22 protein-coding genes are annotated in these 26410 nt (G+C 72.6%); 12 read left to right on the top strand and 10 right to left on the bottom strand.

All coding sequences use genetic code 11. The annotated features are described in order from the left end of the window. Positions 1 to 79: 79 nt before the first annotated feature. Both FRANEAN1_RS03330 and FRANEAN1_RS38095 read left to right on the top strand, forming a co-directional pair. Entirely contained in the window at positions 80 to 661 is a 582-nt protein-coding gene (locus tag FRANEAN1_RS03330; protein ID WP_020458339.1) for a 5-formyltetrahydrofolate cyclo-ligase, read from the top strand. Positions 662 to 752: 91 nt separating this feature from the next. Then, positions 753 to 1139 (top strand): FmdB family zinc ribbon protein, encoded by a 387-nt coding sequence (locus FRANEAN1_RS38095; protein ID WP_020458338.1) that lies wholly within the window; start codon positions 753 to 755, stop codon positions 1137 to 1139. A gap of 283 nt (positions 1140 to 1422) precedes the next feature. Here the strand turns inward: FRANEAN1_RS38095 and tnpB are convergent, their stop codons facing one another. From tnpB to FRANEAN1_RS03310, 3 genes are all read right to left on the bottom strand, one after another. Then, positions 1423 to 2751, bottom strand: a complete 1329-nt coding sequence (gene tnpB, locus FRANEAN1_RS03320; protein WP_020458337.1) for an IS607 family element RNA-guided endonuclease TnpB — start codon at positions 2749 to 2751, stop codon at positions 1423 to 1425. After that, positions 2748 to 3320 carry an IS607 family transposase gene (locus tag FRANEAN1_RS03315; protein ID WP_020458336.1) on the bottom strand — a complete coding sequence of 191 codons (573 nt, stop codon included), beginning with the start codon at positions 3318 to 3320 and terminating at the stop codon, positions 2748 to 2750. The genes tnpB and FRANEAN1_RS03315 overlap by 4 nt, the downstream gene beginning before the upstream one ends. 844 nt (positions 3321 to 4164) lie before the next feature. Beyond that, positions 4165 to 4395, bottom strand: a complete 231-nt coding sequence (locus FRANEAN1_RS03310) for a hypothetical protein (protein WP_195905892.1) — start codon at positions 4393 to 4395, stop codon at positions 4165 to 4167. Positions 4396 to 4474: 79 nt separating this feature from the next. On the opposite strand from FRANEAN1_RS03310, the gene FRANEAN1_RS03305 reads away from it, so the two are divergent. Beyond that, positions 4475 to 4861, top strand: coding sequence for a hypothetical protein (locus tag FRANEAN1_RS03305; RefSeq protein WP_020458333.1), 387 nt, complete (start codon positions 4475 to 4477; stop codon positions 4859 to 4861). A 213-nt stretch (positions 4862 to 5074) separates the two neighbouring features. Beyond that, positions 5075 to 5224 (top strand): hypothetical protein, encoded by a 150-nt coding sequence (locus FRANEAN1_RS42000; protein WP_020458332.1) that lies wholly within the window; start codon positions 5075 to 5077, stop codon positions 5222 to 5224. A 23-nt stretch (positions 5225 to 5247) separates the two neighbouring features. Here the strand turns inward: FRANEAN1_RS42000 and FRANEAN1_RS03300 are convergent, their stop codons facing one another. Further along, entirely contained in the window at positions 5248 to 5991 is a 744-nt protein-coding gene (locus tag FRANEAN1_RS03300) for an alpha/beta hydrolase (RefSeq protein WP_020458331.1), read from the bottom strand. A 338-nt stretch (positions 5992 to 6329) separates the two neighbouring features. Here FRANEAN1_RS03300 and FRANEAN1_RS03295 point away from each other — a divergent pair, with 338 nt between their 5' ends. From FRANEAN1_RS03295 to FRANEAN1_RS37740, 5 genes are all read left to right on the top strand, one after another. Beyond that, entirely contained in the window at positions 6330 to 7055 is a 726-nt protein-coding gene (locus FRANEAN1_RS03295; protein WP_041255398.1) for a GntR family transcriptional regulator, read from the top strand. 79 nt (positions 7056 to 7134) lie between these two features. Next, a complete protein-coding gene (locus FRANEAN1_RS03290; RefSeq protein ID WP_020458328.1) occupies positions 7135 to 7878 on the top strand; it encodes an isochorismatase family cysteine hydrolase in 744 nt (247 codons plus the stop codon). Between the two features lie 40 nt (positions 7879 to 7918). Then, positions 7919 to 9475, top strand: coding sequence for an allophanate hydrolase (gene atzF / locus FRANEAN1_RS03285; RefSeq protein WP_157472309.1), 1557 nt, complete (start codon positions 7919 to 7921; stop codon positions 9473 to 9475). A 191-nt stretch (positions 9476 to 9666) separates the two neighbouring features. Further along, entirely contained in the window at positions 9667 to 10323 is a 657-nt protein-coding gene (locus FRANEAN1_RS03280) for an STAS domain-containing protein (protein ID WP_020458326.1), read from the top strand. A 75-nt stretch (positions 10324 to 10398) separates the two neighbouring features. Then, a complete protein-coding gene (locus tag FRANEAN1_RS37740; RefSeq protein WP_157472307.1) occupies positions 10399 to 10839 on the top strand; it encodes a metal-sensitive transcriptional regulator in 441 nt (146 codons plus the stop codon). A 48-nt stretch (positions 10840 to 10887) separates the two neighbouring features. Here the strand turns inward: FRANEAN1_RS37740 and FRANEAN1_RS03270 are convergent, their stop codons facing one another. Next, positions 10888 to 11355 (bottom strand): MarR family transcriptional regulator, encoded by a 468-nt coding sequence (locus FRANEAN1_RS03270; RefSeq protein WP_020458324.1) that lies wholly within the window; start codon positions 11353 to 11355, stop codon positions 10888 to 10890. A 103-nt stretch (positions 11356 to 11458) separates the two neighbouring features. On the opposite strand from FRANEAN1_RS03270, the gene FRANEAN1_RS03265 reads away from it, so the two are divergent. After that, complete coding sequence (locus FRANEAN1_RS03265) at positions 11459 to 12142, top strand: alpha-ketoglutarate-dependent dioxygenase AlkB (protein ID WP_020458323.1); 684 nt, start codon at positions 11459 to 11461, stop codon at positions 12140 to 12142. On the opposite strand, the gene FRANEAN1_RS03260 is transcribed toward FRANEAN1_RS03265, so the two are convergent. From FRANEAN1_RS03260 to FRANEAN1_RS03240, 5 genes are all read right to left on the bottom strand, one after another. Continuing rightward, on the bottom strand, positions 12112 to 13566 hold the full coding sequence (locus FRANEAN1_RS03260; protein WP_020458322.1) for an MFS transporter: 1455 nt from the start codon (positions 13564 to 13566) through the stop codon (positions 12112 to 12114). The two genes, FRANEAN1_RS03265 and FRANEAN1_RS03260, sit on opposite strands and share 31 nt — an antisense overlap. A 186-nt stretch (positions 13567 to 13752) precedes the next feature. Next, entirely contained in the window at positions 13753 to 16752 is a 3000-nt protein-coding gene (locus FRANEAN1_RS03255; RefSeq protein WP_347176970.1) for a protein kinase, read from the bottom strand. 34 nt (positions 16753 to 16786) lie between these two features. Then, a complete protein-coding gene (locus FRANEAN1_RS03250; RefSeq protein ID WP_020458320.1) occupies positions 16787 to 17620 on the bottom strand; it encodes a hypothetical protein in 834 nt (277 codons plus the stop codon). Positions 17621 to 17767: 147 nt separating this feature from the next. Next, positions 17768 to 18412, bottom strand: coding sequence for a response regulator (locus FRANEAN1_RS03245; RefSeq protein WP_020458319.1), 645 nt, complete (start codon positions 18410 to 18412; stop codon positions 17768 to 17770). 139 nt (positions 18413 to 18551) lie between these two features. Then, complete coding sequence (locus tag FRANEAN1_RS03240) at positions 18552 to 22754, bottom strand: HAMP domain-containing protein (protein WP_020458318.1); 4203 nt, start codon at positions 22752 to 22754, stop codon at positions 18552 to 18554. 557 nt (positions 22755 to 23311) lie between these two features. On the opposite strand from FRANEAN1_RS03240, the gene FRANEAN1_RS03235 reads away from it, so the two are divergent. Beyond that, a complete protein-coding gene (locus tag FRANEAN1_RS03235) occupies positions 23312 to 25714 on the top strand; it encodes a SpoIIE family protein phosphatase (RefSeq protein ID WP_020458317.1) in 2403 nt (800 codons plus the stop codon). A 259-nt stretch (positions 25715 to 25973) separates the two neighbouring features. Next, positions 25974 to 26396: an ATP-binding protein gene (locus tag FRANEAN1_RS03230; protein WP_083788151.1), complete on the top strand. Its 423-nt coding sequence runs from the start codon at positions 25974 to 25976 to the stop codon at positions 26394 to 26396. The last annotated feature ends 14 nt before the right edge of the window (positions 26397 to 26410 follow it).

The raw sequence follows: 26410 nt of genomic DNA, 5'->3' as shown, positions 1-26410 counted from the left end.
CGCTGATGGTTCCGGGGACGGTGCCGAGGTCGGTATCGCGGCCGGCCCCGGTTCCGGCCTCGGCACGAGACCCGGGCCGGTGCCCGCATACACGCGGCCCGGAGCACCACAACCCAAGAGCGAGCTGCGCAGGCGGCTGCTCGCGCTGCGGCGGGCCGGCGTCCTACCGGACCCAACCGTGCTGACCGAGCGGCTGCTCGCGCTGCCCGAGGTCACCGCCGCCTCCTGCGTCGCCGCCTACGTGGGGATGGCCGACGAGCCCGACACCACCGAGATCCTCACCCGGCTGCGCGCCCGGGGCGTACGGGTGCTGCTCCCGGTCGTGCGCGCCGACCTCGACCTGGACTTCCGCGAGTTCGCCGGCACACTGATCCCCGGCGCGATGGGCACCCGGGAGCCACCGCCGAGCGCGCCGCTCGTCGAACTCGCCAAGGCCGACGTCGTGATCGTGCCCGCCCTCGCGGCGGACGAGCGCGGCAACCGGCTCGGACGCGGCGGCGGCTCCTACGACCGCGCGCTGACCCGGGCCACCCCCGGGACCCCGGTGATCGCGCTGCTGAACGACCGCGAGCTGCTCGGGGACGTCCCCGCGAAGCCGCACGACCGGCCGGTGACCATCATCGTGACGCCGACCAGAATCGTCCGACCGGCACCGCTGTGACACCTGCTCCGGCATTCGGGAAGCCAGCGGGCCCGTCGAGGCGTTAGAGTTGGCAGTCCTTACCACCGAGTGCCAACTCCGGGAGGAGTCCGTGCCGACCTACCAGTACCGCTGCACCGCCTGCGGGCACGATCTCGAGGCCGTGCAGAGCTTCAGTGACGCGGCACTGACCGAGTGTCCTGCTTGCACGGGCCGGCTTCGGAAGGTGTTCAGCTCCGTTGGCCTCGTCTTCAAGGGCAGCGGCTTCTACAAGACCGACAGCCGGTCCGGGTCCTCGTCAGGCGTCCCGGCCCGGCCCAAGGATTCCGTGGGCTCGTCGGACGGCGACTCGTCCACCAAGAGCGGCACCGACGGCGGCTCCTCGGCCACCAAGTCGGACTCCACCGGCTCGTCCTCGGCCTCGGCCGGGTCCTCGTCGGGTGACGGCGGTTCGTCCAGCACGTCCAGCAGCACGGCCTCCAGCACCGCGGCGGCCTGACGGGGGCCGGGAACCGCCCCCGGCCCGCCTGTGCACCTTTCTCACATGGGGCGGCCCCCGGCAGTTGCCGGGGGCCGCCCCATGCCCGTCTCCGGAGCTCGTCATCCGCCCCGGGCCACCGACGCGCCGGTCAGCCGCGCGAGCTGGTCAGCCATACATACCGGTTCCGCCTGATCGCGTTCTTCCCCGCGCCGGCTTCGTCGGCCTGGCGGCCCGGTCCGGTGGGGCCGTCATCGACGTGAGCTGATACCGTTGCGGCTCGATGAGCGATAGCGCTCGCCGTTCACGCCGCCGGCACTTGCGCGCCGGCACTCCTGGTCTGACCGGCCTTGGCCGTGCCAGGTTCCCGCTTCCCAGCCACCTGCCCGCTCGTGCGGGTCTTATGGTCGGCTCCACGGGCGTTTACGGTCTCCGACGTACTGGCGGCGACCTGGTGTCTGAGGTTGATCGCGGCGTTGTGGTCGCGGTCGGCCACCAGCCCGCAGGACTGGCAGCGGAACGTGCGGTCCGACAGCGTCAGGCTTGGGTTTCGCCAGCCGCAGCCGGAACAGGTCTTCGAGGACGGATACCAGCGGTCCGCGACGTGCAGCCGCGAACCGTACCAGCGGGTCTTGTAGTCGAGTTGCCGGCGGATCTCACCCATCCCGACGTCCGAGACGGCGCGGGCGAGCCGCCGGTTGCGGACCATCCCGGCGACGTGTAGATCCTCGACCACGATCACGTCGTGGGACCGGGCGAGCCGTGTCGTGAGCTTGTGCAGCCCGTCGCGGCGCTGGTTCGCGACCCGGGCATGGATCGTCGCGAGCCCGGCGGCGCGCTGCCGGCGCCCAGCGCTACCCGGCTTCGACCGGGCATAGGCCCGCGACGCGCGGCGCAGTTTCCGCAGCGCGGCGGCGTGCCGTTTCGGGTTCGCCACCGTCTCGCCGGTGGAGAGGACCGCGAGGTGTTTCACGCCCAGGTCGACGCCGACCGTGCCGCCCGTCCACTGACGGCGGGTCGGCCGTTCGGAAACGTCCCGGTCGGTGTCGACGGTGAACGCCACGAACCAGCGGCCAGCCGTCCGGGACACCGTCGCGCCACCCAGCCGCGCCCGGCCATCCGCCAGCCGCGACGTGAGCGCGCCCATCGGCTCGCCGACCTTGACCCGGCCGATCCGGGGCAGTTTCACGTACAGATCGGTCGCGGGGCCGTAGGCACCGGTCGTGTAGCGGAACGAGTCGCGGGCCTTCCCGCGCTTCTTGAACCGGGGAAAACCGACCCGGCGGCCGTTGCGCTTTCCCTTCCGGGAGTCGGTGAAGTTCTTCAACGCACGGGCCAACTGGTCCAGCCCGGCCGAGTACGCCTCCTTCGAGCACTCGTCCCACCAGGGCGCGACGTCCCGCTTGGCGGCGTTCCAGGCAAGCCGCAGCGCGGGCAGCGTCCACGGCACCGGGGTGAGCAGGTCGCCGTCCAGGCCGTAGGACTTCTCCGCGTCGCGCTGCGCGAACGCGGCCTTCACCCGGGCCAGGCCCCAGTTGTAGGCGAACCGGGCCGCCCCCGCGTGGCGACGCAGGTTCGCGGCCTGGGCGTCGTTCGGGTCGAGCGCGAACCGGTACGCCTGCAACGTCCTCATTCGGCCGCCTCAGTGGCGGCGGCGACCGCGCGGCGGGCTCGGTTCGCGGCGGCGCGGCGGCCGTACAGCCGGGCGCACATCGAGGTCAGGATCTCGGTGATGTCGCGGACCAGGTCGTCATCGACCTCGGCTGGGTCCACGACGAGGAGGCGGCGGCCGTTCGCGGCGAGAGCGGCCTCGACGTACTCGGCGCCGAAGCGGGCGAACCTGTCGCGATGCTCGACGACGATCGTCGTCGCCGCGGGGTCGCGGAGCAGCGCGAGGAACTTCCGCCGATGCCCGTTCAACGCCGACCCGACCTCGGTCACGACCCTGTCGACAGGCAGCCCCTGCCCGGTGGCCCAGCCGGTGACGCAAGCGACCTGCCGGTCGAGATCAGACTTCTGGTCTGCGGACGACACCCTGGCGTACACGACCACCGTGCCTGAAGTAGCCGGGCGGTCGGGCTCGCCGACGAGGATCAGGCCACCGACCTTGCGTGCCGGGACCGGGAGCTTGCCGGCGTGGAACCAGCGCTGGGCGGTCACGTACGCCACACCCTGCGACTCTGCCCACTCCTTAAGGTTCACATGACAACTATAGCAATCTGGAGAGAGCTAACGAGTGCCATTTGGGCAACAGTTACTACCCCTCACGGTGGGGTCGCCAGCGGAGTGAGTTGGCTCAACCACTCCGTACGCCGCTGCGGCAACTCACTTCGGGGCGGACCCCGGCCGGCTCGGCGCGAGCCGTGGTGACGCCGACCGCCGCGGCCCGGGCCCGCCCGGTGGGGTGCCTCCCAGGCCAGGTGGCCACCGACCTACCGTCCCTCGAACCATGGGCCCAGGCCTGGTCACGCGCCCACGCCGCCGGGCCCCACAGGCCGTCCCCCCACCCCCGCAGCGTGCCCTCACCAGCGAGTTCGTGGTTCGACGCCACGACTCCCGAGCGGCGCAGCAGCTTGCGTGGCGACAACAAGATGGCTCGGCGGCAACGGACTGGTAGGCAATCAGCCGCATGGGCGGACCGCCGAAGAGATTGGTGTACCCAATTAAACGGATTCAAGGACGTCCGGCTAATTGCGACCGGCAGCAGCGGAAGGAACCCCGCCGGCGCGCCCTCCGTCGCACGCGTTCAAGACGGCGGCGGTGTCACGCGACCGGTTACCGGAAGGCGCCCGGCCGCACTAACGGACCACCACGGCGAACTCGGGTACCGAATACCGTCGATCCACGAGATCGGAGACCGCGCTCCGCTTGAGCGGGTCGAATCACATACCCGGCGACACTTGTCGTGGGCGTTTCGGGCGTATTGCCCGTTTTTGTGATCAAGGCTCCCTGTGTACGGGATCCCTGACACCGCACGGCATCCCGGCCACCGCGACCGCGCCGGGATCAGCCGTACCTCGATCAGCCATACCGGCCGCGCATGCCACTACTGTTTGCGCCGCCGGTAGTGCTCCACGATCCAGGCATCGACCTCACGCTTGCGCCAAACCCTGGTTCCTTTGGCCCCGCTGCCGGCCGGCGCGTTGATGACCTGCAGAGGCTCCGGAAACTTGGCGTCCTTGCGAGTCCAGTAGTCCACGGCCTGTCGCGTGATCTTGAGTTGGAACGCGATGTCCCCGATGCCTACCAACTGCTCACCGTCGTCCACAGCGAACATCGTAACCACTTTGCTCTTGTCCAAGAACCTCGCTAGGCTCGTTTTTGCTTGTCGACAAATAATGGCCGAGGAGGAAACCATGCCCCCAGCAGACCCACCCGCAGCGCATCCGTCGGCAGAGCACCGGCCGCGACGGCCGATCGGCGGCGACGAGATCCGTGAGCTGATAGACCGCGACGAGGCCTACGACGAGAATCCGTACGGCGAACCGCCACTGCTGGTGGCCAGGTACCGAGCCTCGCTGCGGGCCGTCCTGGCCACCGAGCCCGCGGAGCCCGGCCTGTTCGAACGGGCCTGGTCCCAGCGGGAGCGCGACGCCTACCGCGCGGGCGGGCAGGCCACCCACCGCGTGATCGTCGGCGCTATGGCGGCGGCGCTTACCGCAACGCTCGCCGACCGCGCACCAGCCGACCGCGCAGCGGCCGCCGCCCGCCCAACCCGCCCGTGCGACGAGGCTCACCCCTAGCGCCGCCAAGGGGCTGACCGGGCTCCCGGGGCCCGAAGATGAGCGTCGGAACGGGACCGGTGGCGGGCCGTGTCGTCTGCCCCGTCCGGCGGGGCCGCGCCGGTAGATTGGCCCCGCCGCCGGTGCCGCCGCTCGCGAGGGCACCGGCCGGACAGGACCGCCCCGCACAGACCGAGCGGCCACCGGGCCGCATGGCGATCGGAGGAGATCCTCATGGGAGACGCGCCGCTGCCCGACCACGAGCTCCCCAGCGACGAGCGGGAGATCGGCTGGGGCGACGAGACCCTGCTCGACGAGAACGAGGCCGACGCCGACCTCGCCCGTCTCCTGGCGGATCTGCCGCCCCACCACGTCGAACGCTGACCCGGCCGCTCAGCGCCGGCGGATCAGTGTGGGAGGCCGGCCGCGGTCTCGGCGAGCAGCGCCGCGAACAGCTCCGGCGCTTCCAGGTGGACGGCGTGACCGCACCCCGGCAGCACCCGGACGGGAAGACCGAACCGGGCCCGCAGCGCCGCGGCCGCGCGATGCCGCACGGGCGGTGACTGTGCGCCGACGGTGATCAGGACCGGTGGCGCCCCCACTGGCGGTGAGCCCGGCTCGAAGCCGAGGAACATCTCGAGGTCGCGCTCCACCATCGCGATGTCGGCCGGCGCGTGCCCCGGCCGCCAGCACGGGCCGTAGAGCCGCTGCCCGAACGCCGTCACCCCGCCCGAGGCGAACGCCTCCGCCATCGGGGTGAGCAGCCCCGGGACGAGCGAGCCGACCGCCGGCTCGTGCAGCACAGCGGCGGCCATGGGGACACCGGCCGCGAGCATCGCGAGACCGAGGGTGGCGCCGCCGCTGACTCCCCCGAGCACCCGGCCGGCCACGGACGGCGCCAGCGCCGCGATCTCCGCGGCCAGCTCGCCGGTGGACGGGCGGTCCGGAGCGTGCACCTCCCGGCCGGCGAGTGCCGCGCGCACACCCGACCACACCGCCCCGGTCGTCGCGGTGCCGTGCAGCAGGAGGAAGGCCGGGCCCGCGGCAGTCCCGGCGCCACGGCCGGCGGCGACAGCACCCTGTGCGGGGCCGCCCTGCGTGGTGCCGCCCTGGGGGGTGCTGCGGGTCCCGTGCGCACCGCGCGGCTCCATCCGGCCACCTTCCGCACCCTCGATTAACGGGTACTTAACCGTCGACGTGTGAATGTAACTGCGCGAGTGTTGATCAGAAAATTCTTCGTCTCTACCTTCACTTTCATGTACACGACACTGTATACAGCTCGGTATGCAGAAAGTCGCGGACGGGTGCTCCGCCCGCCACCGCGGGCCGGGCCCGGCCACGCACCCACCGCGGCCGGCACTGCGACCTGTGCTGCTGCCTGTGCCGCGATCCCGGCACGGCCCCGCGCCGCGTGCCCCGCGAGGCGGGTCACTGGTGGGACGGCGGGCGGGTGGTACGTCCGCGCCGTCCATGGCAGATGCTCGGCGTCATGACACCGTCGCCAACCACCCGGGCCTCCGGCTCGGGAAACCTGCGGGACCATGTCTACGTCGCGCTGCGCCATCGGCTCATGTCAGGGGAGTTCTCCTTCCGGGACCGCCTGGGAGAGGAACGCGTCGCCGCGCTGCTGGGAGTGTCGAGGACACCGGTACGCGAGGCCCTGACCCGGCTCGCCGGGGACGGCCTGGTCGAGAAGCGGCAGGACGGCGGCTACTACCCCGCCGAACCCGACCTCGCCGGGCTGCGCGACCTGTACGAGATCCGGGTCACGCTGGAGCTGCGCGGGCTGCAGCGGGCGCTGGAGTCCGGCGCGGCGCACCAGGCCGCGCTGCTCGAACCGCTACGCGACGACTGGCGGGCGCTACGCGCCGATCCCCCCACGCCCGACCCGGCCTTTGTGGCCCTGGACGAGAACTTTCACATCACGCTCAGCCGGGCGTCCGGCAATGGCGAACTCGCGAACATGCTCGACGCTGTGAACGCCCGGATCCGCCCCGTGCGGATGTACGACTTCCTGACCGCCGACCGGATCGATCTGACCATCACCCAGCATCTCGACATCCTCGAGAAGGTGCTCGCCGGGGAGATGGAGGCGGGTGTGCGGGCGCTGCGCAGCCACGTCGGCGAGTCGATGGAGGTCGTGGAGCGGCGGGCGGCCCAGGCCATCACCCAGATGGTGCTGAACCGCGGACGTCCGCCCCGCTCGGCCATCTAGCACGGTGCGCCGACGGGAAACGCTGCGCCGGCGGAAAACGCTGCGCCGACGAGAGATCTGGCCGGCCGAGGAGGAGCAGATGACCGTCACGACCGAACCCGTGGCCCCCGCGAGCGGTGGTCTCACCGTGGGGCCCGTCACCGCCGAGCCCTACAACTGGCCCTACGACGGCTCGTTCAGCCCCGCGACCACCGCCGTCATCAACATCGACTGGCAGGTCGACTTCTGCGGCGATGGCGGCTACGTCGACACGATGGGGTACGACCTCGAGCTCACCCGGGCGGGCCTGGCCCCCACGGCGGCGCTGCTCGGGGTGCTGCGTCCCCTGGGCTTCATGATCATTCACACCCGGGAGGGGCACCGCCCCGACCTGTCCGACTGCCCGCCGAACAAGCTGTGGCGCTCGAAGCGGATCGGCGCCGGGATCGGCGACGCGGGCCCGCGCGGGCGCATCCTCACCCGCGGCGAGCCGGGCTGGGAGATCGTCCCCGAGGTCGCGCCGCTGCCCGGCGAGGTGATCATCGACAAGCCGGGCAAGGGCTCGTTCTACGCCACGGACCTCGACCTCGTGCTGCGCCGGCGCGGGATCACCCACATCATCCTGACAGGCATCACCACGGACGTCTGCGTCCACACGACGATGCGCGACGCCAACGACCGCGGCTACGAGTGCCTGATCCTCTCGGACTGCACGGGCGCGACCGACCCCGCCAACCACCGGGCGGCCCTGCACATGGTGACGATGCAGGGCGGGGTGTTCGGCGCCGTCGCGACCTCGGCGGCGGTGCGGGACGCGGTCTCGGCCGCGCTCGCGGCGGCCTGAGTGACGCCCGGTGAGTGACCGCCCGGTGAGCGACCGCCCGGTGAGCGACCGGAGCACGCGCCGCCCCACCCCGCCGGACCTGCAGGCCGACGTCCTGCGCGCCGGCTACCTCGCGGGACGGCTGAGCGTGCGCGAGGTGGTGGACGGCGTCTACGACCGGATCGCTGCACGCGGCGACGACGGGGTGTGGATCACCCTGGTGCCCCGCGCGGAGGCGATGCGCCGGGCCACCGAGCTGGACGTCCTGCTGGCGAGCGCACGCCTCGGACACGCCGGCCCCGACGGGCTCGGGCCCGAGCCCGGGACGGCGGCCGGGACCGGGCCCAGCCTGCCCCCCCTGTTCGGGCTGCCGTTCGCGGTGAAGGACAACATCGACATCGCCGGGCTGCCCACGACGGCCGGCTGCCCCGATTTCAGCCGGCTCCCGGCGGGCACCGCGCCGGCGGTCGCCCGGCTGCTCGCGGCCGGCGCGGTCTGCGTCGGGAAGACCAACCTCGACCAGTTCGCCACGGGGCTGTCCGGCACCCGCTCCCCCTACGGGATCCCCGCGTCCCCGTTCGACCCATACATGATCGCCGGCGGGTCGAGCTCGGGATCCGGTGTGGCCGTCGCGGACGGGCTGGTCACGTTCGCGGTCGGCACGGACACCGCCGGCTCGGGCCGGGTGCCGGCGGCGCTGACGAACACCGTCGGGCTCAAGCCGTCCCGCGGGCTGGTGAGCACCAGGGGCGTGGTGCCCGCCTGCCGCTCGCTGGACTGCCCGAGCGTCTTCGCGCTCTCCGTACCCGACGCCTACCGCGTGCTGTCGGTGATGAGCGGCTACGACGAGGAGGACCCGTACTCCCGCCGGTTCCCCGGGCTCGGAAGCCCGGCGCCGGGCGGAGCGCCGCGGACCGGAGCGCCGCGGACCGAAGTGCCGCGGATCGGCGTGCCCCGGGCCGATCAGCTCGACTTCCTCGGCGACGCGGGCGCCGCGGCCGTGTTCGGTGTCGGCGTGGACCTGCTCGCCGACGGGGGCGCCGAGGTGACGGAGATCGACCTCGGCCCGTTCCTGGAGGCGGGCACCCTGCTCTACGGCGGCCCGTGGCTGGCGGAGCGGTACGCCGCTGTGGAGGCGTTCCTTCAGACGGTCCCGGACGCCGGCCCGGCGGACCCGGTGCATCCCGTCATCCGGGCGGTTCTCGAACCGGGCGCGGGAATCACCGGCGCCGAGGTGTTCCGCGGCCTGACCCGGCTGCGCGCCCTACGGCGCAGCGCGGAGCGGACGTGGGTGGACGTCGACATGGTCGTGGTGCCGACCGTTCCGACGACGTACCGGATCGACGCGATGCTCGCCGACCCGATCCGCCTCAACGCAAACCTCGGCCGGTACACGACGTTCGCGAACCTGCTGGACCTGGCCGCGGTGGCCGTTCCGGTGGGGTTTGCGGCGGGCCTGCCGTTCGGTGTCACCCTGCTGGCTCCGGCGGGGGGCGACGAGCTGCTGGCGGCGCCGGCCGAGCTGCTGCACCGGTGCAGCGGCCTGCCGGTCGGCGCGGGCTCCCATTCCCTCCTGCTCCCCGCCGCCACCGACGTCGCGGCGGAGATCCTGGCCTGAGACGCCGGCGCTTTTACCAGCTCCGACCAGGCCAACGCCCGTAAATGTGACACGCTATACACTCGTCACCGGCACAACACAAGGTGACTTTCGGCATTGGTTTCCGTCACTAGATGGCGCGATACTTACCGGGCAGGAACCTGGGGTAACTCTCGCGCGTCTACCGCGACCTCGCTCCCTTCGGAGACGACGTGACGCTCACCATCGGCAAAGAAGCCGGCACTCTCACCACCCATGCCGGTCGTGCGGCAGGGCCTTCGACGGCACTCGTGCCGGTCACGGCGGCCCCACCGACGGGGGCCCCACCGGGGGCGGTACCGCTGCGCGCCTCCGGGGCGGCGCCACCCGGCCCGGTGGCCACGGCCGAGATCACACCGACCACCGGAATCGCGGCCACCGCCGAGCTCACGGCCACCACCGGGCTCACCACCACTAGCGGGCTCGCGACCACCGCCGCGATTGCGACGGTCGCCGCCGGGGGCAGGGTGGTGGCCGCTGCCGCGTTCTCCGCCGTCGAGCCCCGCCCCTCGGCGTGTCCCCTCTCGGCCCGTGTCGAGCTCCGGGAGGAGGGTGCCGTCATCCACCTGTCCGGGCTGCTCGTGGCGAGCGCCGCGAGCGCGGCGCGGTCCGCCGTCGCGCGGGCGGCCACCCTCGGGCAGCGGGAGATCATCGTCGATCTCGCCGGCGTGCGGGACGCCGATCCGCTGGGAGCAGTGCTGCTCGGAGCCATGAGCCGGCATGCCACCCGCTGCGGCTCCCGGCTGCGCCTGCGCAACGCGGGGCCGCGGGTCCGCCAGGCGCTGGACGACCGGGGCGTCCGGGTCGAACTGCTGGGCCCCCTGGGCTGACCTCGACGGTCACCCCTGTTCGCACGTACCGTTGGGGGGTATTTCCGGGGTGACGGCGTGGGGCGGGCGGTGCGGGTGAAGGCTGAAGTCAGCCAGACGACTCAGGACCGGGCGGCTCAGAGCCAACCGGAGCTGGGCCAACCGGAGGCGAGCCAACCGGAGGCGGGCCGGTCGGAAGAGAGCCAACCGGAAGAGAGCCAGCCAACCTCACCCCACTCCGATCATGGAAAGTCGCAGCACGGTTACGCAAACAGCAAGGACGAGTACACCGCCCGGCTGCGGCGGATCGAGGGCCAGGTCCGCGGCCTGCAACGCATGGTCGCCGAGGACAAGTACTGCATCGACATCCTCACCCAGGTGTCCGCGGCCACCCGGGCCCTGCAGTCCGTGGCGCTCGGCCTGCTGTCCGATCATCTCGCGCACTGCGTGGCCCAGGCCGTCGCCGAAGGCGGGCCCGCGGCGGACGAGAAGGTCCGCGAGGCCACCGCGGCCATCGCCCGCCTCGTCCGGTCCTGAGGTCGGGAACATCGGCCGATCCCACTGACCAGGCCGTCCCGGGTGATCTCACTCGTTGGGCGGGCGGGGGCGGTCGTCTAGCGCCTCGACCAGGCGGCCGAGGGCCGGCAACGCCGCGATGATCACGTCGCGGTCGTGGTCGGCGAGGAGCTCCATGGCGGTGCCGATCCGCCGCTCGTGCGCCTGCAGCCATCCGGTGAGCGCCTGCTCGCCCGCCTCGGTGAGCCGCAGGGCCACGGCCCGGCGGTCCGCCGGATCCCGCTCGCGCCGCACGAGGCCGGCATCGGTGAGCTGGGCGACCAGCGTCGAGACCGAGTTCGGCGCGAGCCGCAACAGCCCGGCGAGCTCACCGACCCGGGTGCCGTCCCGCTCGGCGACGCACTGGAGCAGCTCCACCTGGGCCATGGGCAGCGACTCCCACGGGATGTCCGCGCGGATGCTGCTGCGCAGCACCCGCCGCAGCCGGGTGACGACCTCGGTGAGGCCCACGGCATTGGCATGCTGATCTACCGTCATGACAACCGGGAGGTTACGCCCGCGGAAGCCCGGCGTCCGGTCATCCCGCACGGTTCGCCCCCGCTGCCTCCGGGCCCTGTGCGGACGGAGGTAGCGTCGGGCGATGACCGGTGACGACGCCCGGCGGGTCATCCCCGGCGTCGACCCGTCCGCGGTGTTCGAGCGGGTGCGCCTCGACGACCACTCCTGGGTGGACGTCGCCCGCGGCTGGATGTCCGGGGCGGACGAGCTCTACGACGCCGTCCGGGACGGCACCTCCTGGCGGCAGGGAACCATGTGGCGCTACGAGCGCCACGTGACCGAGCCGCGGCTGAGCGCCTTCATCCGCAGCGGGCGCCCGGTGCCCTTCCCCGCCCTGCTGGACGCCTACCGCGCGCTGCGGCGCCGTTACGGGGTCGACTTCGACGGCTACGGGATGTCCTGGTACCGCGACGGGAACGACGCCGTCGCCTTCCACCGCGACCGCGAGATGCGCTGGCTGGACGACACGGTAATCGCGATCCTCACCCTCGGCGCGCGCCGGCCGTTCCTCGTGAAGTCCCGGCACCTGCCGCCCGGCCGCCGCATCCTCAACGACCCGATGGCTCCCGGTGGCCGCGACCTCGCCCCGGCCGGCGGCGACCTGCTCGTGCTCGGCGGGCGCGCGCAGGCCGACTGGCTGCACGCGGTGCCCCGGGTCCCCGGGTACGTGGGCGGGCGCGTCTCGGTGCAGTGGCGGTGGACGTCCCGCGCCGGCCGGCCGGAGATCGGGCCCGGTTACGGCGCCGCGCGGTCGTTCTCGCGCTGACGCGGCAGCGCGCTGCCCGGCACCGTGGGCGCGGCGGCTGTGGCGGCGAGCAGTGCCCCGCCGAGCGCGATCGCGGCGAGCAGCAGCATCGTCGCGACGAAGCCACCCGCCGCGTAGGCGAGAGCCGACACCGAGACACCCAGGGCTGTGCCGAGCCCTCGGGTCATGTTCACCACGCCGCTGGCCATCCCGCTCTGCTGTGCCGGCACGGCAGCCATGACGGCGCCGTTGTTGGACGGGGTGAACAGGCCGAGCCCGCAGCCGATCAGCGCCAGCGAGGGCACGCCGACAGCCGGGCCGCTCCCCCCCGCCGCCAGCAGGCCGAGGCCGCCGGCCACGCACACCATCGCGCCGGACGTCACCGCGCGGACGCCGAGCCGGGTGACGAGCGTGCCCGCGACCGGCGCCGCGACCCCGATCGCGATCGGCAGGGTCGCCAGCAGCAGGCCCACCGCCACGGCGCCGTCGTCGGAGTTCTGCGGGATCGTGAGCAGCAGGCCGAACAGGACGAGGAAGGAGAACGTCCCCGCGGCCAGCCGCGGCCCGACCGCCCGGTGCAGCACGAGCGGCAGGTCGACCATCGGGCTCGCGGCGGACGACTCGCGGCGGACGAACAGCACCCCGCCGAGCGCCGCGACCAGCACCAGCCCGCCGACGGCGGCGAGCGGACCGACCGAGCGGGCGGACTCGCCGACCGACAGCGCGAGCAGCACGGCCGACACCGTGGGCACCAGGAGGGCCAGGCCCCGCCAGTCGAACGGCGTCCGCGGCGCGTGCGCCCTCGTGCGGGGCAGCAACAGGACGCCGAGCACGAACCCGATCACGCCCGCGGGTATGTGGGCCCAGAAGACCCACCGCCACCCGCCGAGCTCGAGCAGCAGACCGCCGGCCAACGGCCCGAGCGAGAGCCCGAACGCCTGGGCGGCGCCCTGGGCGCCGAGCGCCGCGGTGAGACGCCTCGGCTCGACGGTCGTCGCGATCAGGGCGACGCTGTTCGCCTGCAGCATGGCCGCGCCGAGGGCCTGCGCGACCCGGCAGACGATGAGCACCCCGATGCCGGGGGCCAGGGCGGCGCCGACCGAGGCCACCGTGAACAGGGCGAATCCGTACAGGGTCAGCAGCTTGCGGCCGTACATGTCGGCGAGCCGGCCGAGCGCGGCGATGGTCGCGACCAGCGTCACCAGGTAGGAAAGGCTGACCCAGGTCGCCAGGCCGAGGGACATGCCGAAGTCGGCACGCAGGTCGGCGAGCGCGATCGTGACGATGCTGGCGTCGAGCTGGCCCAGGAAGCTGCCGATGCAGACGGTGCCGACCGCGAGCACGGTCGCCAGCGGCGACTCACGGATCCTGGCCGGCCGGGCGGGCTCCCGCAGCAGGGCACCGGCCGCACCGGACATCCGTCCTGCCCGGCTCGCGATCTCCACGCCCTTATATTCCTCTGCAACAGAGGTATCTGTCGACCGCAACCGGACGAAGTCACACGGACACACCGGGCAGCGCCGCTCACGGAAGGCGGGCGGGACCGACCAGGGAGGTTCGGGCGGGGTCGGGCACAGCGCTGGGCTGGCCCCTGCAGGGCCGGACGGTCGGGGCGGTGTCCCGGTCGGCGGTCAGTTCCGGGGGCAGGGCGGCGAGTAGTGGCGGTCGGGGATGTACCTACGCCAGTCCCGCCTCGTGATCTCGGCCTGGGCCCGGCCGCAGACCTGGTCCCGCGCGGTCCGCGGGTCGAGATCCCACACGCGCGCGCCGTTCCCGTCGGCGACGGCGAGTGTCCGGGCGGGGCCGTCGGCGAAGGCGAGCGCGGTCGGCGCGAGGCTGGCCGGTGGGGGCGTGGCCGATTCGAGCGCCGCCGGTTCGGGTGCGGCGGGCGCCGACCCGGCGATCGCGAGCGCCGCCAGGTTGGAGGGCCCGGCGGAGTCGGAGGGTCCGGCGGAGTCGGAGGGTGCCGCGGGCGTGGGCAGGGCGAGCCGGGGGCGCGGCCGGGCCGGGTTCGACATGTCCCAGACGCCGACGTCGCCGCCGCCCGCCGCGGCGGCCACCGCGAGTGCCCGCCCGTCCGGTGAGAAGGCCACCATTCCCGCGCCGCTCGCGGGGGCGAAGGAGGTGAGCCGGTGCAGCCCCCGCGGGTCCCCCGGCTGGTAGATCTCCACCACGGACCGCGACTTCTCCGGCGGCGCCAGGGACGAGGCGACCGCCATCGGAACGCCGGCGGTCGACCCGGGCTCCGTCGCGGCGTCCGGCAGGCCGGTGGTGGCTACCGCGAGCGTCCGGCCGTCCGGGGAGTAGGACGCGCCGGCGACGACGCCCTCGCCGTGCAGCAGGCCCTGCCGGCGCGGCTGGCGCGGATCATGCAGCGACCACAGCGAGAGGCGGGCGGCCCCGCCGACCAGGATCTGATCCCCGCCCGGGGAGAACGCCAACGCGGTGATCGGCCCGGGTGTCCGCAGGACGGCGAGCTCGGCGGGGGCGCGTGGGTCGGTCACGTCCCACAGCCGGAGCATGCCGTCCGAGGAGCCGGTGGCGATCGCGTCGCCGGCCCGGCTCACCGCGATCTCGCCGACGGTGCCGGTGTGCCCGGCGAGCACGCCGAGCCGCTCGACCGCGCCGTCCGGCGTCACCCGCCACAGCTGGACCTTGCTCTCGCCCGCGCCTGCCGGGCCGGCCGCGGTGACGATGATCTGGCCGGCGGCGGCCGTCCGCCCGGGGGACGACACGTAGCCCACAGCGCTGACCGCGGGCCCGTCGACGGGGAACGCGGTGATGCGACGGTTGGCGGACGGGTCGGTGAGGTTCCAGAGGCCGGCGCCGGTGTCGCCCGCGGTGACGATGCTGCTGCCATCCGGGGCCACGGCGAGGTCGCGGACGTCGCCGGGCAGGTGGCCGCTCCGACGGACAGCCGCGGCGATGAGCGCCTCGCCGGCCGCCGCGGTCGGAGCGATCTCGTAGGCCGCCGCGGCGAGCTGGCCGGCGAGGTCCGGCTGACGCTCCAGCAGGGCGCGCGCCTGACCGGCGGTGGCCTTGGACGCCCGCACCGCGGCCTGGGCCCGAACAGCCCCCGTGATCTCGACCGCCATGGTCAGGACGGCGAGACTGGCGATCCCCGCCATGAACAGCCGAAACAACCAGTGCCCGTCAGGCCGTCGACGTCCGTCGGCCAGCGCAGCCAGCGCAGTGGGCTCCGACAGCTCCGAAGACTGGGCCGCCTCCGAAGACTGAGCCGGCGGCCTTCCGATCCCGGGCTCGGCGGCAGCGCTGGCCGCCGCCCCGGTGCCAGCCCCGGGACCGCTCTCAGGCTCGGGCCTCGCTTCGGACTTCGCCGTGGGCTCAGGTTCGAGCGAGGCCTCGGGCCCGAGTTCAAGCTTCGTCTCAGACTCCGCCGTGGGCTCAGACTCCGCCGTGGGCTCAGACTCCGCCGTGGGCTCAGACTCCGCCGGGGCCTCGGGCGCGGGCTCGGCATCGGAGTCGGGCGTCGGATCCGGAGCGACAGCCGCGTCCGGCGCGCTCGCCGGCACCGGGGCGGGCTCGGCGGCCTCGGCGACTGCCACAGCGGCCGCCGGGACGACGCCAGCGGTGTCGGCAGGCGCCTCGACCGCAGACATCTCGTCAGGCGGGGCGGCGGGTGTCTCGGTGGGCGGGGCGGCGGCGCTTACGGCCGCCGCGGCGGCGATCTCGAGCGGATCCAGGCCCGTGGGTGCCGGGAGGCCACCGACAAGTCGTCCGAGCACCTCGAGCAGCTCCGCGGCGCCGGGTCGGCGGGAGGGATCCTTACGCATCGTGGCGCTGACTACGTCGCGCAGTACCGGGTCCAAACCGGTGAGGTCGGGTTCCGCATAGACCGCACGTTGCAACAGAACCTGCGGTGATCCGTTACCGAACGGCAGTCGTCCGGTCGCGGCGAAGAGGACTGCTCCACCCCACGTGAAGATGTCTGACGCCATCGTGAGCGGCTGCCTCAGGACATGCTCCGGGGTAATAAATGCGGGGGTACCCATCCCGGGCCCTGATCCGCCGCGACCCGGTAGGGCAACGGTGTTCAAAACTCGCGACAACCCGAAGTCGACGAGGCGGATTCCACCCTCGAAAAGCACCACATTCGCCGGTTTAAGGTCACCGAAGACGAGACCGGCACCATGGAGCCCCGTCAGCGCCGAACCGAGCGCCACGGCGAGCCGGCGAACGTCGGGCACCGCCAGCGGACCGCCCTGCGCGACCGTCGCTGCCAGGGTCGGAGCGTCCACGAACTCGGTGACGACATACGGCGGATGGGCGGATGTGTCGGCGTCGATGATGTCCGCCAGGCACGGAGGTGCCAGTGCGCGTACGGTCTCGAGATCGGCGCGCAGCCTGCGGCGGAAATCATGGTCGCGAGCGAACGCCGCGCTGATCACCTTGATGGCCACCTGGCCGCCCTCGGGATCCCGCCCGAGATAGACCGGCCCGGTTCCGGCCTCGAGGAGCTGACGTTCGACAACATACGGACCGATCGAAACCGGTTGATTGCCGCGCGAACGTTCGAGGTGTCGCCGGGCAATGACCACAGATTCGACACCTCCGAAATATTTGTGAAACCCCGTAACGGGATGTCGCAGGCGCGTCGGGCGCAACCGCATGTTATCGGCGCGGTCGGGCGCCTACGCGGCCTGGTTACGCTTCGCGGTTCCCGAGGACGGCCGCGGCGGCGAGCAGCGGGCCCGGGTGGCGGTGCACCGCCTCGGTCGTCAACGGGCCACCAGCGAGCGCGCGGAGAACCTCCTCGCGGTGCGGGACCTGCGCACCTGGCGCCCTTACCAGCCCGGCGAGCGCGACGAGCCCGCCCAGATGACGCTCCAGACCATCCCGATCCGGGCCGGGAACCCCGCCCAGCCACGCCCGATGCTGGTCCGCGCTCATGATTTCCCACACCACCCGGTCCGTCACCCCCACAGGCCCCTTCGGACCACCCTGCGGACCACTCGGACCATTCGGCCAGTCATGAATGGCCACGATGTGCGGCACCCGAATCAGCCCCGGACCGGCGTCACCGGCACCGGCACTGGCGCCGGCCGGGCCACGGGCACCACCGACGGCGACGACACCCGCACTGCCGGGCGGCGGGCCGGAAAGCTCCGGGCGATGGTCCGCGACGACGATCCGCACCGACAGGCCGCGGCCGGCCCGGGCGTCGCGGACCCGGCCGGCGAAGCAGACCGCGAGCGCCGCGGCGGCTGTCGGCGCGTAGCGCGCGTGCACGGCGACGGCCGTCAGGTCGGCCGCCCGCACCAGGGCGGTGGCCGTGCGGGCGGCCTGGGCGGGGTCGGCCATGACGAAGTCGACCAGCGTGACGACCGAGCCCTCCGCCGGGTCGCCGGGCCGCACCCGGCAGACCGGGGAGTCGGGTAAGCGGCGGACCCGGTCGATGGTGATCAGGCCGTCGGCGTAGGGCAGCCGCAGCCGGGGCAGATCCTCGGCGGCGATCGCGTGCGGGTCGCCGCCCGCCATCGCCCCGCCCCCCTCGCGACCACTCCCGGTACGAGGGACCTTACCGTCGGCGCACACGGCAGGGGGACGAAACGGCAACCCGCCAGTCGGCGGGCAACTACCGGCCCCGCCGCTGCCGGCGCCGGCCGGCGCCGGCAGCGGCAGCGGCTACTCGGGCTGGCCGCCCGTCGAGCGCGCAAAGGGCCGCAGCCGCGAGACCAGGCCGCGCACCTCGGCGCTCGCGGCGGCGAGCGTCTCCTCGTTCGACGTCGCGGCGCCGTCGAGGAGCACGTCAAGCGCGATCAGGCGCTCGGCGACCTCGGTGATGAGGTCGAAGTCGCGCACCCGCTGGTGGGCGAGCTCGGCCAGCCGCTCGTTCTTCTCGAACAGCTCGACGAAGACGCTCACCTTGGCCCGCAGCAGCCAGGGGTCGAACGGCTTGGCGATGTAGTCCACCGCGCCGACCGCGTAGCCCCGGAAGGCGTGGTGCGGCTCGCGGTCGATCGCCGTCAGGAAGATGATCGGAGTGTCCCGCGTCCGCCCGCGCTGCTTGATCCGGTGCGCGGTCTCGAAGCCGTCCATTCCAGGCATCTGGACGTCGAGGAGGATGACCGCGAAGTCGTCGATGAGCAGGCGCTTGAGCGCCTCCTCGCCCGAGGACGCGGTCACCAGATCCTGGTCCAGGGAGGCGAGGATCGCCTCCAGCGCCATCAGGTTGTCGGGTCGGTCGTCCACCAGGAGGATCTTGCTCCGGGGCCGCTCAGTGTTCGACGCGCCCTCGGTGTCGACAGGACCGCCGGTCCGCTCGGTCACCCGCCTGCCTCCTCCTTCGCCGGTCGGCCTGGGTGTTCGTGGTGATGACACCACTGCTCAACCATCGCCGATCGGCATGTCCGGTCCAGCACCGGCCCGTCGACACCTACCCGAATGCGCACCATACGCGATCTGATCATCACAGATACGACCGCATCACTCCAAGGAGGTGATCAAGGTCTACCGGCTTGGTGATGTAGTCGCTCGCACCGGCGGAAATGCTCTTCTCCCGGTCACCAGGCATCGCCTTTGCGGTCAGCACGAGGATCGGCAGCGCCGCGAAGGCCGGCATCGCACGGATCTCCGACGTGGTCTCGTTGCCGTCCATGCCCGGGAGCATGACGTCCATCAGCACCAGGTGCACCGGCGCGTTGTCCTGCTGCAGCATCCGGATGGCGTCGTGGCCGTTGTCGGCGTAGAGCACCCGCATGCCGTGCATCTCCAGCGCGCTGGTCAGGGCGAACACGTTGCGGACGTCGTCGTCGACCACCAGGATGCTGGCGCCCACGAGCGGGTCGCCGCCGTCCAGGTTCGTCGTCGGCGGCCGCGCGGGCGCCTGTGGGTCGGTGAGGAACGGGGTGCCCTCGGCGGGCGTCCGGTCGCCGGCTGCGTCGGTGCCGCCGCGACCCGACCACGAGGTGCGCGCCAATCGGCGGGCCGCCTTGGGCTCGACGGGCCGGCCGGGCGCTCCGTAGACCCGTTCGCCGTCACGCTGCCTGCCGGTGCCCGCCCCGTTGGACGTGCCGGCAGGAGCCGGGCCGGCGCTCTCCCGGTGCGCCGCGTCACCGGGCGACTCCGGCGCCGCCGGCCTGCGCTCCGCCGGGACGAGCGCGGCCCGCTCGACGCCGGCCAGCACCGGCCCACGGCCGTCGTCCCCGCCGTCGGTCCGTGACCGCGGCTGGACGGCACCGTCCACGATCATGAGGACACCGTCGGGCTCGCCGGGGTGGGGGCCCGCGGGTGCCTCCGGAGGCATCACCGACGGGACGAACAGGGTGAACGTGCTGCCCTGCCCGATCTGACTGGAGACGGCGATCGACCCGCCCAGCAGGCGGGCGATCTCCTTGCTGATCGACAGTCCCAGGCCGGTACCGCCGTAGCGGCGCGAGGTCGTGCCGTCCGCCTGCTGGAATGCCTCGAAGATCATCCTGAGTTTCTCGGCCGCGACCCCGATGCCGGTGTCGGTGACGGCGAAGGACAGCACCATCGGCGCCGAGCGCAGGCTGGGCGCGACGAACGGGGTGTCGGGCGAGGCGACGGCGACGTCCAGCCGGACGGTGCCGGCATCGGTGAACTTGACCGCGTTCGACAGCAGGTTCTTGAGCACCTGCTGGATGCGCTGCTCGTCGGTGACGAACTCGTCCGGCACGTCCTCGGTCACGCTGATCTCGAAGGTGAGGCCCTTCTCCTCGGCGGTGGGCCCGAACACGCCCGCCACCGCGTCGCACAGCGCGGCGGTGCGCACCGGGCCGGCGTCGACATTCATCTTGCCGGCCTCGACCTTGGAGAGGTCGAGGATGTCGTTGATCAGCCCGAGCAGCTCCGAGCCGGCGGAGTGGATCGTCTCGGCGAAGTCGATCTGCTTCTGGCTCAGGTTGTGGTCGGGGTTGTCGGCCAGCAGCTTGGCCAGGATGAGCAGGCTGTTCAGCGGGGTGCGCAGCTCGTGGCTCATGTTCGCCAGGAACTCCGACTTGTACTGGGAGGACAGCGCGAGCTGCTCGGCCTTCTCCTCCAGCCCGATCCGGGCCAGCTCGATCTCCTGGTTCTTCTCCTCGAGCAGCGCCGCCTTCTCCTCCAGCTCGTTGTTCGTGCGCTGGAGCTCGACGGACTGCGAGCGCAGCTCCTGGGTCAGCCGCTGCGACTGGGCGAGCAGCTCCTCGGTGCGGGCGTTCGCCATGATCGTGTTCAGGACGACGCCGATGGTGTCGACGAGCTGGTCGACGAGCGTGAGGTGCAGGTCGGAGAACGGGGTGAAAGAGGCCAGTTCGATCACACCGAGAACCTGGTTCTCGAAGATGACCGGAACGACGACCAGGTCGCACGGCGGCGCCTCGCCCAGGCCGCTGCGGATGTTGAGGTAGCCGGCGGGCACGTCCTCGACCCGGATGCGCTTCTTCTCCAGCGCCGCCTGGCCGATGAGGCCCTCGCCGAACAGGAAGGTTCCGTCCGAGCGGCGCCGCGGCACCGAGCCGTAGCCGGCGACGTAGCGCAGCTTGTCGCCCTCGATGAAGTCGAGCAGGTAGACCGTGCCCTGCTGGGCGTTCACTGCCGGCGTCATCTCGCTGATGATCATCTGGCAGACGGTGTAGAGGTCGCGCTGGCCCTGCATCTTGCTGCCGATGAGGGCCAGGTTCGACTTGAGCCAGTCCTGCTGGGCGTTGACCTCGGTGGTCTCCCGCAGCCGGGCGATCATCTGGTTGATGTTGTCCTTGAGCTCGGCGACCTCGCCCTCGGCCTCCACCGTGATGGAGCGGGTCAGGTCACCGCGGGTCACCGCGGTGGACACGTCGCCGATCGCGCGGAGCTGGATCGTCAGCGTCGACGCGAGCTGGTTGACGTTGTCGGTCAGGTCCTTCCAGGTGCCCGCGACACCGGCGACCGTGGCCTGGCCGCCCAGCTTGCCCTCGACGCCCACCTCGCGGCCGACCCGGGTGATCTCGGCCGCGAAGGACGAGAGCTGGTCGACCATCGTGTTGACGGTGTCCTTCAGCTCGGCGATCTCGCCCTGCGCGGTGACCGTGATCTTCTGCGAGAGATCACCGCGGGCCACCGCCCTGGTCACCGCGGAGATGTTGCGGACCTGGCTGGTCAGGTTGCCGGCCATCGAGTTCACCGACTCGGTCAGGTCCCGCCAGACCCCGGAGACCCCCCGAACGTGCGCCTGACCACCCAGGTTGCCCTCGGTACCGACCTCCTTGGCCACCCGGGTCACCTCGTCGGCGAACGACGAGAGCTGGTCGACCATCGTGTTCAGGGTTTCCTTGAGCTCGAGGATCTCGCCCTGCGCGGTGACGGTGATCTTCTGCGAGAGGTCACCACGGGCCACCGCCGTCGCGACCAGGGCGATGTTGCGGACCTGGCTGGTCAGGTTGCCGGCCATCGAGTTCACCGACTCGGTCAGGTCCCGCCAGACCCCGGAGACCCCCCGAACGTGCGCCTGACCACCCAGGTTGCCCTCGGTACCGACCTCCCAGGCGACCCGGGTCACCTCGTCGGCGAACGACGAGAGCTGGTCGACCATCGTGTTCAGGGTGTGCGCGAGGCCCGCCACCTCGCCGCGGGCGTCGACGGTGATCTGGCGGGTCAGGTCACCGCGGGCCACCGCGGCGGCGACCTCGGCGATGCTGCGCACCTGGGTGGTGAGGTTGCCGGCCATGACGTTCACCGAGTCGGTGAGATCACGCCACACCCCGGAGACACCCTTGACCTGGGCCTGGCCACCGAGCTTGCCCTCGGTGCCGACCTCCTTGGCCATTCGGGTGACCTCGTCGGCGAACGCGGAGAGCTGGTCCACCATCGTGTTGACGGTCGACTTCAGCTCGTGGATCTCACCGCGCGCGTCGACCGTGATCTTCTGCGACAGGTCACCCTGCGCCACCGCCGTAGTCACCTGGGCGATGTTGCGGACCTGGCTGGTCAGGTTGCCGGCCATCGAGTTCACTGACTCGGTCAGGTCCCGCCAGACCCCGGAGACCCCCATGACCTTGGCCTGGCCACCGAGGTTGCCCTCGGTGCCGACCTCCTTCGCCACCCGGGTGACCTCGTCGGCGAAGGACGAGAGCTGGTCCACCATCGTGTTGACGGTTGTGCCGATCCGGAGGAACTCGCCACGCACCGGCTGCCCGGCGATCTCCAGCGCCATCTGCTGGGAGAGGTCACCCTCCGCCACCGCGGCGATGACCCTGGCGACCTCGTGGGTGGGCCGGGCCAGGTCGTCGATGAGCGAGTTCACCGAGAGCGTGAGCTCGTCCCAGCCGCCACTGCCACCAAGGTCGTCCATTCGCAGGGTGAGACGACCGTCACGTCGAATTACCTTGCTCACCCTGGAAACCTCGCGGGCGTGCCGCTCCTGCATCCCGGCGAGCTCGTTGAACCGGCGGGCGACGTCCCCGCCGACGCCGTCACCGATCGGCAGCCGGACGCCGAACTCGCCGTCGACGAGCCGGTCGAGCCCGGTGAGCAGGCTGGAGAGCAGGGCGTCCGTGCCACCGCCGGGCCCTGTGGCGGCGCCCGTGCCCGTGCCGTTCACCGGCAGGGTGGCCGTGGCGCCCGCGGGCGGGCCACCGGAATCCCCGGCACTCGCGGGGAACTGCTGGCGGTCGGGGCTCGCGTCGGCGCTCATCAGTCTCCTACCTTGCCTGTGACGGTGGAATTATCGGGGCTGCGAACCGCTTCAAAACGACTCCGGCACCGACGTCGGTGGGTTCGGTGACCACCCCGTGGGGTGCGCGACCAGGCCCGGGCCGCTGCCGGCGGAGGGCGGGCAGCTGTCGGGTCGGCGGCTGTCGGGTCGGCGTCCATGCGGCTCGCATCCGTTCGGCTGGCTCCTGGGGATCGGACGGGACTGGCCTGTGCGGGTTCGGCCGCTGGTGGTCGGGCTGCTGGTCGTCAGGTCGCTGGTGGTCCGGCTTGTGGAGCGCCGGCCCGCGGGGGGCCGTCGGCAGTGTGGTCCAGATCCGGCGGCGGACGGGCGTGGGGCGGTCAGTGGTGCGGAATGCATCCGTGGAGGGGAGGTGTGATGGTGTCGTGCGGTCGATCCGGACTGTGGTTCTGCCGTGGACTTTTGTCCCCGACTGAGCAACTTCACGCTGCACAACTTCATGACAAGAGCGCTCGGACCGAACGCATCAGCCGCCAGTATCCGCCTTACCGAGGACAACGCAGGAGAGACTGAGCCACATGAACGCCGACCCCGCGGCACAGGCCGGAGACCGGCGCACTCCACCGCGTTCGGTCGCCCTCCCGCCGACCGCCGACTCACCCCGGTCGGCGCGGCGGTTCGTGCAGGAGACGCTGCGCGGCAGGCTGGACGAGGACACGCTGGATTCGGCGCTGCTGCTGGTCACCGAGCTGGTCACCAACGTGGTCGTGCACGCCGGCACGGTCGCGACGGTCGACGTCGCCGAGGAGCACGGCAGCGTGCGGGTGGCCGTGGGCGACCGCCATCCCGTGCGCATCGGCGTCGGCCGGCGCGAGACGGCCGTGCGCCGGCCGCAGCCCACCGACCCCGAGGAGGACATCGGAAGCCTGGAGAGCCTGGAAGGACTTGAAGGGCTCGAGACGATCGGCGGCGGCATGGCCGGCATCGACGGCCTGCGTGAGGACGGGCGCGGGCTGGCCCTGGTAGACGCGCTCGCCAGCTCCTGGGGAACGGAGCACGTGGCCGGGGGGAAGACGGTCTGGTTCCGGCTGGAATCCCGGCGGCGGGAGGACCCGCGGCGGTCGGCCGCGCTGGACGACGTCCATTCCGCGCCGAGCATCACCCACGATCCGGTACCCCCACAACCCACACCTTCGGGCCCTCCTCCGGGCCCGCTCGGCGCGTCGCCTGTCGGCGATCTCCTGATGACCACCGCCGGCGCGGGCGCCGGTACCACCACGGTGACGGCCCGGGCGCCAACGGCGACGTCGACCCGGATGCCCCGGCTGCTGGCCCGCGACACCGCGCGGGCGCTGACCGCCGAGGGCGAGGTCTCCGAACTGCTCGCCCAGCTGCTGGACGCCGTCCCGGCCGCCGGTGGCCGGGTGCAGCGCCCCTCGCAGGACGGTGTGCGCACCGAGACCGTGGCCACGCTCGGGCGTACCGGGCCGAGCGCCGACGCCCGGGTGTTCGCCCTGGACCCGACGCAGGACAGCCTCGGCGAGCTCCTGCTGTGGCCGTACCGCGCCGCGGACGACCGCCCGGCCGGCGAGCCCGGCGAGCCCGGCGCGGGCCACGAGCCTGGCAACGGCGCCCATCACGGTGGCGCCCACCACGCTGCCGTCCACCACGCCGAATTCGACCGCGACCCGTTCGACATCGAGCGGATCCAGCTCGTCTCGCGGTGGATGGCGCTGGCGCTCGGCGGCGGCGACATGCGGCGCGCGGAGGAGCGCCGCATCGGGATGCTGTCCTTCCTCGCCGAGGCGTCCGACCTGCTCGCGGGCAGCCTGGATCTCACCCACTCGCTGACGCTGCTCGCCCGGCTGCCGGTCCCCCGCCTCGCCCAGTGGTGCGCGGTGTACCTCAACCGGGACGACGCCGGCCCGAAGCTCCAGGCGGTCGGGCATGCCGAGGAGTCGGAGACCGCGGCGCTGAACAAGGCCGCCGTCGACCCGGACGGCGCGCTCATGGCCGCCGTACGCGCCGCCCGTGGGGACCAGGTGCAGACCGTCACGGCGTTCGGCGGGCCGGCACTCGTCGTCGTCCTGCAGGCGCGCCGGCGGGTGCTCGGCGTGCTCGCGCTCGGCCGCTCCGCCGGGCACACCTTCCTCGCGGACGAGATCGACCTGCTCGCGGACCTGGCCCGGCGCGCGTCGTTCGCCGTGGACAACGCCCGGCTCTACAGCCGCCAGGTGGAGCTCGCCGGCACCCTGCAGGCCGGCCTGCGCCCGCCGGCGCTGCCCCGCATCCCCGGGATGGATCTCGGCTCCGCCTACGGCGCCGCGCAGTCCGCCGGCCTGGACGTCGGCGGGGACTTCTTCGACCTGATCTCCGGCCCGACCGGCTGGACGGTGGTCATCGGCGACGTCTGCGGCAAGGGCGCGGAGGCCGCCACAGTCACCGGTGTGGCCCGTGCCGTGCTCCGCCTGCTCACCGGGCGGGGCGCGGACCTCGAGGAGCTGCTGGTCGAGCTGAACCGGGCACTGCGGGACACCGCCACCTCGCACCCGAACGGGCATGGCCGGTTCTGCACACTGGCCGCCGCGTCGCTGCTGCCGTCCGAGACCGACGGCGCCCGGCTGCGCCTGCACCTCGCCGGCCACCCGCAGCCGGTCGTCCTGCACAAGGACGGCACGGCCTCACTCGTCGGCCGGACAGGCACGCTGCTGGGCGTGCTCGACGACGGCGAGACGTCCTTCCCCGGCCTGGACCTGCACCTGCACGCCGGGGAGTCCCTGGTGCTGTACACCGACGGGGTGGTGGAGGCGCGCCGCGGGCGTGAGCTGTTCGGCGACCAACGGCTGGTCGACGCGGTCGCCGGCTGTGCGGGCCTGTCCGCGCAGGGGGTGGCCGACCGGGTGCTCACGGCCGCCGAGCGCTTCGCCGGCGGCAACCTGCGCGACGACGTCGCGATCCTGGTCACCCGGGTCGCGGACTGACCTCGGTCCCGGTCGCTCCTCGCCGGCCGCTCGCGGGCCCGTCGCTCACCGCCGGCGACGCCCCGGAGTGAAGGCGGTTCGCCGGTGTGGTGAACTGGTTGGAGCACCGATGACACAACACCCGCCAATGGCCCCAACACCATTGCCGGACGTTCGTCACACGACACCGCGTAGGAGATTGCTCAGGCGATCCGATGGGTAGGCGGTCCGGGATGTCCCCGTTCAGACATGGTGATCGATGAGTCCTACGTCGGTTCCGATGAACGTGGTGCGGCAGGCGAGTTCGTGTCGCCCACCGGCCACGCACATCCTCGCCGAGCTGCCCTACCTGCCGTCCGCCGTCCCGCAGGCGCGGCGGGTCCTCCGTGAGTGCCTGGGTCTGACCGGCCTGCCCGACGACACGCGGTGCACCGCCGAGCTGCTGGTCAGTGAACTCGTCACCAACGCGGTCAAGTACGGGCGGCCACCGGTGTGGCTGCTGGTCGAGCTGCGGCCGGGCCTCGTCCACGCCTCGGTCTCGGACACGTCGACCACCCTGCCGCAGCGCCGCGAGGTCGACCCGGACGCCGAGGGCGGCCGCGGCCTGCTCGTCCTGGACGCCCTGGCCGGCAGCTGGGGCGCGGTGTCGGTGGAGTCCGGCAAGTACCTCTGGTTCGACCTCCCGGTCATCCGGACGCCCTAGGTACCGCGCCGACT

The organism is Parafrankia sp. EAN1pec (assembly GCF_000018005.1).
Taxonomy (GTDB): domain Bacteria; phylum Actinomycetota; class Actinomycetes; order Frankiales; family Frankiaceae; genus Parafrankia; species Parafrankia soli.
This window is presented reverse-complemented; position numbering and strand designations above follow the sequence as displayed.

Excerpts from the sequence above, each read along its gene's own strand:
- tnpB (WP_020458337.1), bottom strand. The coding sequence starts at position 2,751 with ATGAGGACGTTGCAGGCGTACCGGTTCGCGCTCGACCCGAACGACGCC.
- FRANEAN1_RS03310 (WP_195905892.1), bottom strand. The coding sequence starts at position 4,395 with ATGTTCGCTGTGGACGACGGTGAGCAGTTGGTAGGCATCGGGGACATC.
- FRANEAN1_RS03305 (WP_020458333.1), top strand. The coding sequence starts at position 4,475 with ATGCCCCCAGCAGACCCACCCGCAGCGCATCCGTCGGCAGAGCACCGG.
- FRANEAN1_RS42000 (WP_020458332.1), top strand. The coding sequence starts at position 5,075 with ATGGGAGACGCGCCGCTGCCCGACCACGAGCTCCCCAGCGACGAGCGG.
- FRANEAN1_RS03300 (WP_020458331.1), bottom strand. The coding sequence starts at position 5,991 with ATGGAGCCGCGCGGTGCGCACGGGACCCGCAGCACCCCCCAGGGCGGC.
- FRANEAN1_RS03295 (WP_041255398.1), top strand. The coding sequence starts at position 6,330 with ATGACACCGTCGCCAACCACCCGGGCCTCCGGCTCGGGAAACCTGCGG.
- FRANEAN1_RS03290 (WP_020458328.1), top strand. The coding sequence starts at position 7,135 with ATGACCGTCACGACCGAACCCGTGGCCCCCGCGAGCGGTGGTCTCACC.
- FRANEAN1_RS03270 (WP_020458324.1), bottom strand. The coding sequence starts at position 11,355 with ATGACGGTAGATCAGCATGCCAATGCCGTGGGCCTCACCGAGGTCGTC.
- FRANEAN1_RS03265 (WP_020458323.1), top strand. The coding sequence starts at position 11,459 with ATGACCGGTGACGACGCCCGGCGGGTCATCCCCGGCGTCGACCCGTCC.
- FRANEAN1_RS03255 (WP_347176970.1), bottom strand. The coding sequence starts at position 16,752 with ATGCGGTTGCGCCCGACGCGCCTGCGACATCCCGTTACGGGGTTTCAC.
- FRANEAN1_RS03250 (WP_020458320.1), bottom strand. The coding sequence starts at position 17,620 with ATGGCGGGCGGCGACCCGCACGCGATCGCCGCCGAGGATCTGCCCCGG.
- FRANEAN1_RS03240 (WP_020458318.1), bottom strand. The coding sequence starts at position 22,754 with ATGAGCGCCGACGCGAGCCCCGACCGCCAGCAGTTCCCCGCGAGTGCC.
- FRANEAN1_RS03235 (WP_020458317.1), top strand. The coding sequence starts at position 23,312 with ATGAACGCCGACCCCGCGGCACAGGCCGGAGACCGGCGCACTCCACCG.
- FRANEAN1_RS03230 (WP_083788151.1), top strand. The coding sequence starts at position 25,974 with ATGAACGTGGTGCGGCAGGCGAGTTCGTGTCGCCCACCGGCCACGCAC.